The sequence below is a fragment of the Caulifigura coniformis genome (assembly GCF_007745175.1).
GTDB lineage: Bacteria > Planctomycetota > Planctomycetia > Planctomycetales > Planctomycetaceae > Caulifigura > Caulifigura coniformis.
This window is the reverse complement of the sequence record NZ_CP036271.1, coordinates 3,210,222-3,224,680: the sequence shown is the minus strand read 5'-3', so window position 1 is coordinate 3,224,680 and position 14,459 is coordinate 3,210,222. Positions and strand designations below refer to the sequence as shown.

Genomic DNA, 14,459 nt, shown 5'->3' with positions numbered 1-14,459 from the left:
CTCAGACAGACGCCTCCTTGGCCTTGCCGATCGGCCGCGTGAAGAGTCCGGGTGCGCCGCTGGGCGGAACAGCCTGCCCAGACGCCATCGCGGGCGCGGCCCAGCCGCTGTAGACGTGCCGCATCAGAGGCAGAGCGGCGCCTTCGATCCGATGAAACGGACCGGCAATGAGCTTGTTGCTCGCGGACCTGTGGCACGTCGCGCTGTGAAAGGCGTAGGCCGCCTCGCCATTGACGATGCTCATGCCGCAGACGATCAGGCACTCGCCGCGGTCCGGATGATCCTTCGGCTCACAGGACGCCTCAGGTGCAACCCAGGCTCCGACCGAAAGGACAAACATCGTGGGAGCCTTCAGGTCCTGAAAAACCTGCAGCCCCGCCCATCGCATGGCGTCGACCTTCTCCTTCGAGGTATTGAAGGGAATCGCCAGCGCCATCATCGTCACGGACTCCTCCCCCTTCATGTTTGTGCAGAGGACGGACAGGTGAGGCATCCAGTCGGCGTGGTCGCCGTCGGCAACACATTTCTCGACCCAGGTGACGTGGTCGCGGGTGAACTCCTCGAGGCGCTCCCGTGTGACGAGTCCCTGTTTCATGATTCGACCTCCGCTGGCGGCCCGGCCGGGACGTCCGTTGACGCTTCTGCCGGCTGCGGCAGGCCATCAAGATTCACGTCGCGAAACTCGGCAGGGATGAACCCGCGAAGGCGAGAAGCGAGCTGCAGCATTTCCGCCCGGTCGACGTCCGATAGATCTGGCGTCGTCGCCAGCACGAAATGAGTCGTGTCCAAAAGGAAAATCAGCTCGGGGCGAGTCACCGCGACCTGCAGCGGCTCGTGTTGCTCACTGGCCCAGGCTTTCATCGCCTGCCACATTTCTTCTTGCGTCATGGCCGATGCTCCAAACAAAGGACCTGGCCGATACGCCGGCGTGGCGCATCGAGGGACTGCTGTTTCCGCGCGAACGCCCGCGCGTGAATGGCCTTCTTCAGCTCGGCCCTCAGCTTCTGGATCAGGATCTCGCCCGACCTGGCTTCCACCACCGTGGCGGTGATCGGCTCGGGTTCAACGTCGAGCTCAACTCGCAGCGTCCCGCTCCACGATTCCGATTCATATCGGTGGTCGGGATCGATTGCGGCATATCGGTGAAGGGTCGCGCCGGCGGATCCCTTCTCACCGACGAGTTTCAGCAATGCCTTCAAAACGGCCTCTTGCGTCATCAGGCGGCCCATCCCTTCCACGTCGCGTAGGACTGCGCGATGCCGGCGCGGATCTGGTCGGCACTTACGGAACTAATTCGTCGGAACTGATCGAGGCAGATGACGCAGAGCGTTCGCAGCGGTCGGCTGCCGCGGGTCGGACAGGTCCGTGATGCTTCAAACACCTGGACTGGCAGCGAGGTCACCTCGCCGCAGCACATGCAGTGACGGTGCATGGGGATCGACTTGGCGTCCACGAAATGCTCGATCTCACGCGCCCGCGGAGCGACGATCGTGTAGACGTCCCGCGGCCACGGCCGCTTTTCATCGGTGTGGGATTGGCTCATGGGATTCACGCCACGCTCGCGGTGCTGGAGGTCAAGAGCGACGTGGCACGTTCCAGATCGCGTTGTTCGATCAGCACGCGGAGAGCCGCCCAGGCTTTGAGGCGTGTCTCGCATTGCCGCATCTGGGAGTCGATCTGGGCGACGGTAATCCGTTCGAGCAAATCGGTGAGGTCGCCATCACTTTGCGAAAGCGAACTTGTTGACTGGTGCTGAGCCATGGAGATGACCTTCGGCCTCCGAACCCTTGGGCCCCGTGCCACTCTTTCAGGCACGGGCGTTGAGAACACTGGCGGCGCCTCCGACTTGCTTCGCAGCTGGCGGCAAACTCCGCTGATGACCTGCGAGACGCGGGACTCGCTGAGTCCCACTGACCTGCCGACCTCCCACATCGGCAAGCCTTCACGAAAGTGCAGCAGGACGATGAGACGGTCCCGGCTGCCTATCCCCTGAAGCTGCTCTCGCCAAAAGTCGTCGTCCCGGGCGTGATCGTTGGATCGCTCTACCAACCTGTCCGCGGTGAGGCCCGCGAGCTGCCCGAGCTTGCGTGGAGTCGCCTCCCCGGAACGCTCCCTCACTCGCTCGAGTCGCGGAACGTGATCCAGTTCCCGCAGTGAGTCGAGCATGGCGCCCCTGATGCGAGACACGCCGAACGTCGAGAACCGGTACCCGCGGCCAGCGTCGAAGCGATCGATGGCCCGAAACAACCCGAACATCCCCTCCTGCTCCAGATCGTCCCGAGAGACAGCGCCGCCGGCGGGCAGTCGCTTGATGACCTGGGCAGCAACAATTCGCACGAGCGGGTGATACAGTTCGACCAGGGCGTTTCGCTCTGCGGAGCCACGCGCGTGTTGAAAGGCCGACCACAGTCGCTCCTCGTGGTTGCGGTTGATGAGTGAAGGTCTGGCCATCGCGAGGACCGGTCACGCGGCGAAGGGATTGAGAAACGGGTTCCGAGCAGCGTCATGCTTCATCGCTATCGCTTGGCCTTCCGACGATCACGTTTCGCGCGCCGCTGGATCCGGGCACGCATCAGGATGAACGACGCCTGGATCGAGACCTGGTACCGGCGGTAGGTCGACTGAGTCATGGAACGGAGGCCTCCGACTTGAGCTCGAATGGAACGAGACTGGCCCACCGACGGTGGTGGAGCTCTTCTGGATCCGCGCAGAACAGCGGCAAGCAGGTCGAACAGACGCAACGGAGTGGCTTGCAGACTCGCGACCGAAGCTCGACGAGCGAGAGGAAGACGTTCATGGGGACCGTCACGCTCTCGCGACAATGCAGGCACGTGCGGAGCAGAGGGACGAAACGTCGCCCCCTGAACCGCAGAATCTGCGTCGACCTCGGCCCCACCATCACGTGGGCATCGGGGTAAGGCAGCGGCATCGGCCCCTCCATTTCGCGCGGAATGAAATCACTCACCGGCCGGGAGTCCGAGCAGATCCCGGCACTCCTGCGGTCGCACCATCGCCTCGATCACCAACAACGAAGCCCCCTCGGCCTCCTCCTTGGTCAACGTCGGAGTCCATGCAGCAATCGCGATCGCCAAGGCCCGCGCTCCCTTCTGCCGCTCGGTGGCATCCGGCCTGGCTCCGTCCATCGCGAGGCAGACGAACCTCATCAGTCGCGAATCACCCGACATGCGTGCTGTCCTCCTGTCCCGGCAGGTCGGCCGCGGAATCGAGAGTCAGGATCACTTCGGCGATGCCCGCGACAACGGCGCTCCCGAGGCCCAACGCGACGGCGAGCCGCCAATCTCGCGCGGCGGCGAACATCGCCCACGTCGCCGTCGCCCCTGAGATGAATCCAAGAGCCAGGACGAGACGGGCCGTCATGGCCCCGACTTGCAGCTCTCCGGCGGTGGCCACCGATCGATCGCCGCGGAGATCCTGAAGACGCAGCGACAAGATCCGCGCCTTCACGTACTGGGCGCTGATCTCTTCATCCTTCTCAAGCCGGCAACCTCGCCGGCCAACTCGCAGAATGATGCGGTCGACTTTGGCCGGCGGCGCCAGCTCGGGGCAGAAGGAGTCCTCCTCCCCCAGCTCGGCGCCCACGACAATGCCCAGCAACAGCGGGTCGTCTTTCAGAAGGTGCACGAAAGCCCCCTTCCGTCGTTGTCAGCAGAGCGCGGGACGTCCCCCGCGCCGCCTGGATCGGTCGTCCCACACCGCCGCGCGCGGGCCATCCCACGGCGGCGTGGTTGGAGGATGTCGCGATCGCCGTCCTCTCTGGCACTTCGCACGTGTAAGAAAACCGCCCCCAGGCTGAGGCGACACACCTCCAGCGTCATCGGAGACCTGGGGGCGGGTCCATCTACAAAAAGAGTCGTTCGGTTTCGGGAACACTGGCGGGCTAAAACCGTGCTCAACCTCGCCGAACGACTCTGCTCCGCGCCTAAAACAGGCGAAGCTGTCTCTCCAGTTGTGTGTACGGCGGCAACGTCCTGACCGCCTCGTGTACCGCCTCGGTGGGCTCGCGGTAGCTGCGGGCGTTGACCCCCTGCTTTCCGTGGCCGGTGATGAATTCCCCGACTCCGGGTCTGTGCGACTCGTACCGCTCGTTGCAGGTCCGCCGAGCGATCTGCCACGGTCGATCGACGTCGGTGATGCCGACGCTGGCCAGGAGCTGCTTCACAAGCGAGTTTCGCGCCCGCGCCCGATAGCTCTTCTCTGGATTGAGTGCCTGCGGTGACGTCAGGTCGTGAAACAGGTACGGCGAGTCCCCCGACGTGAGTGGCTGGATCCACTGCCAGGTTTCGTCTGAAATCGGAATCGCCTGCAACTTGGCCGTCTTCCTCGCCTCGAACTCGATCAGCCTTCGGCCGCGCGTGTCCTGAATGACGTCCGACTTTCGCAGGGTGAACAGATCTTCGGCCCGGGGCCCCACATGCAGGGCGACCCAGAACGCAATCGCCAGCTTGTGATTGACCGCCTCGAAGACGGTGAAGATCTTCGTGACCTCGTCCGGCGTGTAGATCCGTTTCTTGAGGTCCCGATTCTCGATCGCGCGCGTCTGCGGCGATTTGAGGATCGCCTTCACAGCGGTCGCATGATTGATGAGGACATTCAGATGAGACCGGGTCGATTTGACCGATCCGTTCGAGAGCCCTCCTGCCAGCATCTTGTCGTACAGATCCGAAAACCACTCGGCCGAGATCGTCTCGATCATCGCCAGATTCGGCCCCGGCCAGGCTTTGTTGCTCGGCCAGTCCTCCGGCCTGGTGTACTTCTCCCAACGATTGAGCGCCTGCCGCTCCTTGTCCACGGTCCCCTTGGATCGCCCCTTCTTCCGTCCGACCGGCTCCCACCGCCCCTCGCTGCAGTCCAGATAGAACTGCCTGAGCGAGGTCGTCGCCGCGTAATGCTCGCGGCGCTCCGGCGGCACGTGCCGCGGCTGATAGGTCGAGATCTGACGTGCGTTCCATGCCGCCCACTCCGCGTCCGCATCATGCAGCCTGACAGTCGCCTGAAGCATTCGGTCCTCTGAGTTGCGCCCGGTGTCTTTCCCTTGCAGACTCCGTCAACGGGCTTGCCCTGCGTACTCCTCCGGATCCTCGACTCGGTCCTAGGAAACAAACTGGTGCGCACAGGAGCACGAATCCTGGGCGCTACTCAATTCGTTGCCCACCGAAGTCTGCCAGCGCTGCAGATTGCTGTAGCGGAATTCATCACAGGCGCTCGCCTTATGAGTTTTTGTCGCATCCAGCAAATCGTGCGATGACGATCGCGGTTGTGATCCGGCAGGTGCGGATCGGGCAAATCAGAGAAACTCCGCTCCCCTGTGTCAGGCTGTCGGAATCAGCGCTCGCGACAGGCCCTCGCCACGCTGGCGGGGACATGAGAGACGCCGGTTACTTCACCCAATGGGAGAAGCAACGTCGGCGAGGATAAGCCCGGCTCAAATTAAATCAAGACACTTGCTGAGATTTTCTAGGGCGACCACGTTTCCGTGGCGCATCAATCAGCTTGAGAACTGCTTCTCGCGAAATCCACCACCCGGAGGATCGCCTCACCGCCGGCAGAATTCCAACCGCGACCTTGCGGTTAATTTCAGCCCTGCTCAGCTTCGCGAGCTGAGCAGCTTCCGTGACTGTGAGCAACTCTTCCATAGCAGCAACCTTATCGTCGCCGCTTGACTTTTCAACACCACTCTCACTAAGCAGCCGAGCTGGGTCAACGCCGAGGGCGTCAGCAAATCTCTGAACAACCTCAAGTCCGGGTGAGCTGTCGCCACTCATGTAGGTGTGCACCAGCGAACGGCTGACGCCGATCTGGCGAGCCAGCTCGGCCTGCGTCCAGCCGAGTCCGGCGATAAGCGAGGCGACATTGGTTTGGAAGCGTTGCTGCAGGACCATCGCTGTTCTCATTTCAGTCCACCCGCCACTTGGAGAGCACGACGGTCTTTTCACCGACGTAGGGCGAGAGATCGAAAGGCTCGATCACGAAAATCGTCTTCGTTCCACCGCCGACGTTGCGGTAGGTCGTTGTCTCGGCGATGTGGAAACAGCCCTGGAGCTCGACCTCCTTGCCGTTTGCCATCGACGCGGTATCGACACCGCGGAGCCAGAACGTTTCCTTCTGCCCGCCAGGCACGTCTCGATCGAGCCAGTCGATCAGCACGTTGTTCTTATCGATAACCTGGAAGACACCAGCTTTCGACAGGCCGCCAAGTGAGCCGACGCCCAGCTCCTTGCTATTCATCTCGGCAACGACGATGGCCTGTTTTTTCTGCAGCTGCGACAACTGCTCGGCGAGCGCCTTCTTCGCAGGCCCCTTCGTGGCTCGCACGGCGGCTTGTGCCGACTGCACGCGGGCGCGGGTCTCGAGCTGGGACTGCCGGAGCAACGCCTGGACCGCCGTGCTGGGCTTTGTGCTCGCTGCTGGCTGAGCATGCGCCACAAGCGGTGACGCTAAGAAAAGCACTAGAAAGGCGAGAGATCCGAGCCAGTTCTGAAGGACCATGGGTCCGCTCCATCCAGAACAGCGGACCCGGGGGAGAGGTTCCCCCTGGCGTGGATCCGCTGAGTGGACAGAGCCGGAATCGAACCGGCGACACCAGGATTTTCAGTCCTGTGCTCTACCTGCTGAGCTATCTGTCCCATTCGCGGCCGCGGGAGATCCCAAACGTCGCGAGCACGGTAGTTTAAGAGGCCAGCGGGCGGCGTCAACGAGACCGCGGCCACTTCCCTCAGGTTCGCACCGAAATCGCCCTCCCGAACCTCATGGATTGAGCAAAATCGGCCAAATACGCACAAAGCCCGGCCGCCACAGCGACCGGGCTTTGGAATTCTCAGCGTTCGGGCGCCGAATCAGACCGTGATTTCCGGCACAACGTACGGCTTCCGGTATTCACGCGACAGCCGCTGGCTGGCCGCTTCGTTGCCGAGGAACTTCTCGGCCTTGCCGTCCATGTGCAGCTGTTCACCGCGAGTCATGATCGGCTGATCGACCGGCACGCCGTTGGCCGCGAGGTGCTCGACCATTCGCTCGAACGAATTGGCCAGCAATTCGTTCCCCTTGATGCTCTGGGCGATTTCGTGCGGCGTCGTCTTTTTCCCGAGCTGGTACGACACATTTCCGGTGTGGCAGAGGGCGCTCGAAAGATGCCCCTCGAGAATGTCGGCGTTGAGGTCTTCGATCTTCCGGGAGCGCATCGCCTTCAGGAAGTTCTCGTAGTGGTCGGCTCCCCCCTTCCACGACTTGATCTCCTTGCCATCCGGCGAATAGGCGGTCACGTTCGTGTAGCTCGGGACCACCACGTACCCCTTTTCACACTGGACAATCACGCCCACCCCGGAGCCACGATACTTGTCCATGTTCTCGCCCCAGCCCTTTTCCTGGAATTCCTTGGACTTGGGTAGTCCGCGGACTTCGAAGATCAACGGGGCCTTCGCGTAGTTGTGCAGGATGACCTGCGTGTTCGGCGTGTCGCCGGCGTCGACATACCCAAGCCGGCCGCCGAAGCTGATGATTTCCGGAGACAGTCCCATCTCGCCCAGGAACCAGCGGGCGATGTCCATCTGGTGGATCCCCTGGTTCCCCAGGTCGCCGTTGCCCGTGTTGTAGTCCCAGTGCCAGTCGTAGTGCAGTTTGGGGCGATAGAGATCGACCTTCGCCGCCGGGCCGCACCACAGGTCGTAATCGATCTCTTTCGGAATCTCGAGCGGCTTGTCGAGCTTGCCGATGCTCTTCCGAGGCTTGTAGCACGTGCCGATGGCATACTGGATCGCGCCCAGATTCCCTTCTCGCACGAACTTCACCGCTTCGGCCAGGCTCGGGCTCGAACGGCTCTGCGTGCCGGTCTGGCAGATCCGGCCGTACTTGCGCGAGGCGTTCACCGCCTGCCGCCCTTCCCACACGTTGTGAGACACCGGCTTCTCGACGTACACGTCCTTGCCCGCCTGCATCGCCCAGATCGCAGTCAGCGAGTGCCAGTGGTTGGGAGTCGCCGTCGTAATCGCATGGACAGCCGGATCGTCAAACACTTTCCGCATATCTTTGACAACCTGGGGCGGTTTGCCACCCGTTGTCTTGGCGATGCCCGCGGCCCGAGCCTGCCCCACTTCCTCATCCGCGTCGCAGACGTACAACACTTCGATGTCGCTGCGGCCTGCAAGCCCTTTGATGTGATCCTGTCCACGGCCGTTCACGCCAATGAACGCAACGCTGATTTTCTCGTTCGGGCTCTTGCTGGCGGGCGTCTGGGCGCCGACAACCCATTCCGTTTTGCCGAGAGAGGCAGCGGCCGTCACGCCGAACGCCGCGTGCTGCAGAAAATGTCGACGATTGAGCGACATCGAGGTCTCCGATGGAGGGAGGTTTTGAGGCGGGAACGCAGCGAGAAGAATGATGCTACGGCGGCGAAACAGGAGGGTCAAACACGCGGCCACGGCTCCCGAGTCGCAAGCACGTCACGGCCGCACCGCGCGTCGAGTGGTCCTTGACGCATTGCGGCCTCGGCCGTCCGGCAATCGCTGCCTGCTGCATCGGTTCGGTTGTCCGCCGCGATCGGCTTGAGCGATTGCCAGTGCCGCGGACGGACGAATGTCCGAGCGGACTCCGGCTATTCGATGTGCGACGATCTCACTATCGTTTTGCCGGTCCGCTCATCAGCCTCATTGACAGTCATGCCCAACCTCAAAGCTTCACAACTCGTTGAACTTGGAAAAACCGTTCTGACCGCTGCTGGCGTTCCCGCGGCAGACGCACTCGTCGTCGCCGAAGAGCTCGCCGAAGCCAACCTCGTCGGGCATGACAGCCACGGAGTCATGCGGCTCGTGCAGTACGTCGAGATGATCCAGGCCAACTTCGTGAAGCCCGGCTCGCCGATCGAACTCGTCCGCGACGACGCCAGCACCGCCGTGTTCGACGCCCATTTCAATCTCGGGCAGGTCGCCGCCAAGGCGGCCCTCGACAGCGCGCTCGCCAAGGCAAAGGCGACCGGCTCGGCAACCGTCATGATCCGCAACTGCAACCATGTCGGCCGCCTGGGGTCATACACCGAGACGGCGGCGAAGGCCGGCTTCCTGGCGATGATGGCCGTGAACTCCCCCGGCCCCGGCGGAGTCGCTCCGTTCGGCGGGATCGACCGCAAGCTGGGAACAAACCCCATCTGCTTGGCGGCCCCGTGGGGCGGCGCCGCGGTGGTGCTCGATATGACGACCAGCGCGACGGCCGAAGGGAAGCTGCGCGTCGCCTTCCAGAAGGGCGAAACCGTCGGCGAAGGACTGATGATCGACGGCCACGGCAATCCCTCCATCAACCCGGCCGACTACTACAACAAGCCCTACGGCTCGATCCTCCCCCTCGGCGGAAGCATGGGACACAAGGGCTTCGGGCTGGCCGTGATGATCGACATCCTCTGCGGAATCCTGTCCAACAGCGGCATCGGCCGGAACGACCTTCCCCGCGGATCGAACGGAGTCTGGCTGCACCTGCTCGAGATCGAGCGGTTCCTGCCTCGCAGCGAATACGACGCGTGGATGGAGAAGTACGTCGCCTATCTCAAGGACTGCCGGCTCACGCCCGGATGCACCGAGATTCTGCTGCCAGGCGAAATCGAACTGCGCAGGCGTCAGCAGCGGGAAGAAGCGGGCGTCGCCATTCCGGATGAAACGTGGCGGCTGATTAACGAGACCGCGGGTCGCCTGGGCGTGACGATCGCGGTGTAAATCAACCAGACACAAGTTGACCGGCACACTCGTGGCCGACGCAGCTTGCGTCGGCCGCGACGCTGGCAGCGTCGCCAACGCAGCAATGGCTTCCGGGCGAACTTCCGCTTCTACGGCAGTTCGCGCACCCGGATGTTCCTGAACTCGATCGGAGCCCCTTCCTGCTCCAGGCACAGGTAACCGGTCCGCGGCTCGCAATTCTTGCCGCCAGACACTTCTTCACCGTTCACCCACAGGCGTAGCTCGCCGTTGATCGCGCGGACGTAGTAGTGGTTCCACTCGCCGACCCCCTTGCTCAGGTTCTTGCGGGGAAAACTGCGGTGACCGCCGGGTGACAGCGGCTCGAAGGGATTCATCTTCGACGAGCCGACGGCGAAGATGTCGCCGTTCGTCGTGAAGAAACTCTTTCCGTCCTCCCATTTTTTACCGCTCGACTTCTCCCATTTCTGGACGTAGCCGTGGTCGAGAATCTGCACTTCGATTCCCCCGCCGGGCAGCTTGCCCGGCGGCAGGTTCTCGAGGACGCTCGGAGGGGTCCAGGCAAAGAACCCCGAGTTGCCCCCCGACTCATTGTGCTTCCATTCGGCGACCCACTCGAAGTTCGTGTACTGCTTCTTCGAGCGACACACTCCGATCGGCTTGCCGGTGCCAACCACGTGGGCGCCGTCCCATTTCCAGGTGTCGTCGTCGCCGTTGACCTTCATGAAGTCATCGCCCGTGAGCGTAACCCACCCCGGTCCGGTCCCGTCGATGAACGCGCGCTTCGGCGCAGGGTCGTCCGCGCGAACGAGCATCTGCATCCCAAACCACGCAAACAACACCGCTGCAGTGAACAGGAAAAGGCGCATGGGCAATCCGGCAGGAACCGTCCGGCCCGAAGGCCGATGGTCGCATTGAGGAGAGGAAACGAACCGGGCGGGGCGCCCGAAGTCATTTGCGGGAGGAAGTTCTCGACCGCCGGTGGCCGGGATCAGAATCCGGCTTCCGGACGCTCGTATTCATCGAGCTGGGCGCGAAGCACGTCACGCTCCTTGCGGGTCGCATCCAGGTCGAACATCAGGTACTTGATGTCGAGCCGGAGTTCCGCGAGGGCTTCCTGAACGAGGGCGAGCAGCCGCCGACGGCGATGGACACAGTCGACCACCTGAACGTAAGCCGCTTCGACGTCCTTGGCGACTTCCGGTGGCAGCGCAGCAATCGCTTTCCCGAGATCGATGACTTCACGGGGAAGTTCCGGGCGGGCGGCGGCGGGGAGCTGCTCGGGAGTGATCATGTTGCCATTTGGAAACGTGGAAGAAAATCGTTACGACCGATTCTGCGCTCCATTTGGACCGAACGCAACTCGTCGCAGTAACGTTTTGTATGGCAACTCCTTAACGCCAGATCGCACTCTCCGCTTCCCGCGCCCGCGTGGCCAAAACGCCACACACCTTCGCCTTGGCCGATCGCTGCAAGTCGTGTTAAGATCAGACCTTGCCAAAAGCGCATCAGGAAAGTGCGCCGCGGCAGGCGCGCGGCAGACGGGCCCCGCGCAAAGTTGAGCCAATCGACCAGTTTCCCTTTGGCTGCAGTCGCAATCCTCAGATCGAGAGACGTGCGCAACGCCGGCGAGCGGCGTTGACCTTGCCAGTTCCATGGATGGAACAGCCGCCGATCAACGACTCTTCGCTCGCCCACCGCGACTGGTGACGTGGCTGGTCTGCGCCTTCATTCTCGCCGGCGCCACGGCTGCCCGATCCGAGGAAATCTTCCGCGATCCGGCCGAAGGAGCCAACGTTTCCTGGGGAATTGAACTCCGCGAAGCTGACGCCGATCTCGTCCGGCATCGGCGGCAGAACCGCCTGTTCCATGACGGCAAGGATGCCGAAGAACTGGTGGTCCGCTCCCGGAACGTCGGAGGGCGAATCGCAATCTTCCGCGCCACGCCGCCAGCTCAGGCGCTGGAAGACTTGAAGGCGTCGCTGTGGGTCCGATATCGCATCAAAGGGTCGACCCTCGGCCTCGGAATCACCTTTCCGCACCAGATCGATCCGGAAACGGGACGTCCCCTCTTCGCCCTGATCCAGGGAGCCCCTGCAGAGGGGAGCGACCGCTTCCAGGAACTGACGGTGACCGTCACGCGCGACGAGATTTCCCGCGTGCAGACGCTGCATCGCGGACGACTCGGGCGCCGCGTCGACACGCGCACCATCGATTTTCGCGATCCCTATGTCGATCAGGTCGTCCTGCTGGTTCCGACCGGTATCGGCGAAAGCGATGTGCACTGGGACGATCTCGCGATCGGTCCGATCGTGGCGCCCACAGACGTCGAGCAGGCGGCCGCCAGCGCCCCCCCGCGCACAGCCAGGCTCTCCTGGGCAGATAATCGACTGCTGTCGGACGGCCAGCCGGTCACTCCCCGATTCGTCACCTACCAGGGAGAGCCCGCGACGATCCTGCGCGAACTCTGTTTCAATGCCGCCTGGATCGAAGACGCCACCGAACAATCGGTCATGCAGGCACTCTCCGGTGAAGGGATCGGAATCTTCGCAACGCCTCCCGCCCCTCCCGACGCTGCCGGCCGCGAGAAGGTTTCAATGCCGCCATTCGGCCCCGAGTCCGCGGCCGTCGACTGCTGGATGCTCGGTCGTCTCGACATGCGAAAGCTCGATGAGGTTCAGCACTGGTCCGAAATGGTGCAGGATGCCGATCGCCAACGGCGGCTGCTGCTGGGCGACGTCGCCGGACATGTCCGCGAGTTCCATCGTTGTGTGCCGCTGCTCGGAGCCAGCCGGCACATCATTCACACCAGTCATTCGCCCGCCGACTACGCCGAATTCCTTGAGACGCGTCGCCGCCAGGCCCTGGCAGGCCGACCAATGACGACTTTGCTCCCCACGGAAACGGCCGAAGCGATCCGCACAACGCGGCGCTCAACCGACATCGAGCCCGTCTTCGAGCCCGAACAGATCGCCCTCTGCACGCACCTCGCCGCCGCGTCCGGATACAAGCTGTTCGGGTTCTGGACGCATACCCCGCTCGACAGCGACGCTCCGGGGATGGAAGAGCGGCGGCAGATTCTCAAGCTCCTCAACCTCGAGTTCCGGCTGCTCGAGCCCTGGCTCTCTTCCGGGTCGATCATTCGCCCGACCGATGTGCGGGTTGGCGAAGCCCCCGCCCGTCAGAAATCGAAGTCCAGGGTCAGCTTCAATCCCTTTGCTTCCGGCTGGAGCACGCCGGCCGATGAAGCCGGTCCGAAGTCTCCCTACCAGGCCGTCATCCTCCGCGCGTCGCCCGGCCTGCTCGTGCTGGTCGACAGCCTCCAGGACGGAGCCCAGTTCCAGCCGGGCCCAATGACCGAACAGAGCCTGCGGTTCATCACGATGCGCTACGACGACGTCCCGACCGCATTCGAGGTGACGACGACCTCCATCAAGATGATCGAACTCGACCAGCAGCCCGTGGGCGGCGGGTTGGAAGTTGTGCTGAAAGACTTCGACCAGCATGCCGCGATCGTGATGACGAGCGACCTCTCAAAAATTGAAGAACTCCGTCGGGAAGTCAGCGTCATCGCGAAAGAAGCCGCGACTGCCTCGGTCGCGTTGGCGACTGCCAAGCTGACGCGCGTCGAGAAGGTCCACCAGGAACTGCAGCCGCTTTCTCCTCCCGTGGCCGATGCCGCCCAGACACTCCACACTGCCCGCCAGTATCTGCGGGCGGCCGACGACGACCTCGTCGGCGGACGCTACGACGAAGCCCGTCGCAAGTCCCAGAAAGCGATGGCCTGGACCCGGCATGTGCAAAAGTCCTACTGGGACCTCGCCGTGAAGCGCCTTTCCTCCCCGGTCGCGTCGCCGCACGCCATCTGCTTCCAGACGCTGCCCGATCACTGGCGAATGCTTCGCCGATTGAACAGCGATCGATCGGCCGGGGAAAACCTGCTCCGCTCGGGCGACTTCGAAGACCAGGACGCCGTCCAGACACAGTGGACCCTTCGCGCCGATCCCTCCGGCCGCGGCGGAGTGGCCCTGAATACCCGTTCGGCCCAGGGACGCTTCAGCCTGGCGCTCACCGCGCAGCCCGCAACCGACAGACCCGCGCCAGTCGACGATCCGCTCGTCACCCTCTATTCCCCGCCCGTTGCCGTCCGAACCGGGCAGCTCGTGCGGGTGACCGGACGCGTCCTGCTTCCGCAAGACCTGCAGGGGAGCACTGACGGCCTCGTCGTCTACGACACGTTAAAAGGATCCGTCGGCGCCCATCGCTTCCGGAAGGCCTCGCCGCCGGGGAAGTGGCAATCATTCGAGATGTATCGAGACGTCCTCAGCTCGGGAGAGTTCAAGCTCGTCTTCGAGCTGCGCGGCTGGGGCGAGGCCTGGATCGACGATCTGGCCGTCAGCGCCATCGAGCCCCAGGAACCCGCCGTCCAGACCGCCGGCGGAACGAGATAAGCGCCGCCGCCCGGCCCTCTCCTACCCACTACCAACCACCCACGATCCACTTCTTAAACGCAGCAAGGCCGGACATTGCTGTCCGGCCTTGGAATTTTCTCATGCGACCAGCGTCGCGAAGAAATTACTTCTTCTTCGTGGTGGTCTTGGCAGCGCCGGTCTTGGCCTTCGGCGACTTCTTGGCAGGGGTCTTCTTGGCAGCGGGCTTCTTGGCAGTGGCCATATTCGTGATCCTTCAACGACGTTGGCGGACGTCTGGGGATGGCCACTCGAGTCGGACGTCCTGGGCGACTCGAGGGGGAGGACGCCGCCA

At 63.2% G+C, this 14,459-nt stretch carries 15 protein-coding genes, 1 tRNA gene and 1 pseudogene; 2 read left to right on the top strand and 15 right to left on the bottom strand.

The window, feature by feature from the left end:
• Position 1: 1 nt before the first annotated feature.
• The 13 genes and pseudogenes from Pan44_RS12910 to Pan44_RS12855 all read right to left on the bottom strand — a co-directional run bounded on the left by Pan44_RS12910 (position 2) and on the right by Pan44_RS12855 (position 8,342).
• On the bottom strand, positions 2-595 hold the full coding sequence (locus Pan44_RS12910; protein ID WP_145030452.1) for a hypothetical protein: 594 nt from the start codon (positions 593-595) through the stop codon (positions 2-4).
• On the bottom strand, positions 592-888 hold the full coding sequence (locus Pan44_RS12905; RefSeq protein ID WP_145030451.1) for a hypothetical protein: 297 nt from the start codon (positions 886-888) through the stop codon (positions 592-594). The genes Pan44_RS12910 and Pan44_RS12905 overlap by 4 nt, the downstream gene beginning before the upstream one ends.
• The gene (locus tag Pan44_RS12900; protein WP_145030450.1) at positions 885-1,217 is read right to left on the bottom strand and encodes a hypothetical protein; all 333 of its coding nucleotides are present in this window, start codon (positions 1,215-1,217) and stop codon (positions 885-887) included. The genes Pan44_RS12905 and Pan44_RS12900 overlap by 4 nt, the downstream gene beginning before the upstream one ends.
• Positions 1,217-1,543, bottom strand: a complete 327-nt coding sequence (locus tag Pan44_RS12895; RefSeq protein ID WP_145030449.1) for a hypothetical protein — start codon at positions 1,541-1,543, stop codon at positions 1,217-1,219. The genes Pan44_RS12900 and Pan44_RS12895 overlap by 1 nt, the downstream gene beginning before the upstream one ends.
• Before the next feature lie 5 nt (positions 1,544-1,548).
• The gene (locus Pan44_RS27885; RefSeq protein WP_231754317.1) at positions 1,549-1,761 is read right to left on the bottom strand and encodes a hypothetical protein; all 213 of its coding nucleotides are present in this window, start codon (positions 1,759-1,761) and stop codon (positions 1,549-1,551) included.
• 147 nt (positions 1,762-1,908) lie between these two features.
• Positions 1,909-2,451: pseudogene (locus Pan44_RS28250) on the bottom strand (sigma-70 family RNA polymerase sigma factor); the annotation flags it as partial.
• A 506-nt stretch (positions 2,452-2,957) separates the two neighbouring features.
• A complete protein-coding gene (locus tag Pan44_RS12885; RefSeq protein ID WP_145030447.1) occupies positions 2,958-3,185 on the bottom strand; it encodes a hypothetical protein in 228 nt (75 codons plus the stop codon).
• A complete protein-coding gene (locus Pan44_RS12880; protein ID WP_145030446.1) occupies positions 3,175-3,642 on the bottom strand; it encodes a hypothetical protein in 468 nt (155 codons plus the stop codon). The genes Pan44_RS12885 and Pan44_RS12880 overlap by 11 nt, the downstream gene beginning before the upstream one ends.
• Before the next feature lie 298 nt (positions 3,643-3,940).
• Positions 3,941-5,020 carry a site-specific integrase gene (locus tag Pan44_RS12875; RefSeq protein ID WP_145030445.1) on the bottom strand — a complete coding sequence of 360 codons (1,080 nt, stop codon included), beginning with the start codon at positions 5,018-5,020 and terminating at the stop codon, positions 3,941-3,943.
• 433 nt (positions 5,021-5,453) lie between these two features.
• On the bottom strand, positions 5,454-5,900 hold the full coding sequence (locus Pan44_RS12870) for a helix-turn-helix domain-containing protein (protein WP_197454056.1): 447 nt from the start codon (positions 5,898-5,900) through the stop codon (positions 5,454-5,456).
• A 13-nt stretch (positions 5,901-5,913) separates the two neighbouring features.
• Positions 5,914-6,507, bottom strand: coding sequence for a hypothetical protein (locus tag Pan44_RS12865; protein ID WP_145030443.1), 594 nt, complete (start codon positions 6,505-6,507; stop codon positions 5,914-5,916).
• A 64-nt stretch (positions 6,508-6,571) separates the two neighbouring features.
• A tRNA-Phe gene (locus Pan44_RS12860) sits at positions 6,572-6,644 on the bottom strand.
• 210 nt (positions 6,645-6,854) lie between these two features.
• A complete protein-coding gene (locus tag Pan44_RS12855; RefSeq protein WP_145030442.1) occupies positions 6,855-8,342 on the bottom strand; it encodes a Gfo/Idh/MocA family protein in 1,488 nt (495 codons plus the stop codon).
• Between the two features lie 330 nt (positions 8,343-8,672).
• On the opposite strand from Pan44_RS12855, the gene Pan44_RS12850 reads away from it, so the two are divergent.
• Positions 8,673-9,716 carry an Ldh family oxidoreductase gene (locus Pan44_RS12850; protein ID WP_197454055.1) on the top strand — a complete coding sequence of 348 codons (1,044 nt, stop codon included), beginning with the start codon at positions 8,673-8,675 and terminating at the stop codon, positions 9,714-9,716.
• A 110-nt stretch (positions 9,717-9,826) separates the two neighbouring features.
• On the opposite strand, the gene Pan44_RS12845 is transcribed toward Pan44_RS12850, so the two are convergent.
• Together Pan44_RS12845 and Pan44_RS12840 are read right to left on the bottom strand one after the other, a co-directional pair.
• Positions 9,827-10,564: a 3-keto-disaccharide hydrolase gene (locus Pan44_RS12845; protein WP_145030440.1), complete on the bottom strand. Its 738-nt coding sequence runs from the start codon at positions 10,562-10,564 to the stop codon at positions 9,827-9,829.
• 122 nt (positions 10,565-10,686) lie between these two features.
• Positions 10,687-10,989 carry a transcriptional regulator gene (locus Pan44_RS12840; protein ID WP_145030439.1) on the bottom strand — a complete coding sequence of 101 codons (303 nt, stop codon included), beginning with the start codon at positions 10,987-10,989 and terminating at the stop codon, positions 10,687-10,689.
• A 361-nt stretch (positions 10,990-11,350) separates the two neighbouring features.
• Here Pan44_RS12840 and Pan44_RS12835 point away from each other — a divergent pair, with 361 nt between their 5' ends.
• Entirely contained in the window at positions 11,351-14,146 is a 2,796-nt protein-coding gene (locus tag Pan44_RS12835; protein WP_145030438.1) for a hypothetical protein, read from the top strand.
• Positions 14,147-14,459: the final 313 nt, after the last annotated feature.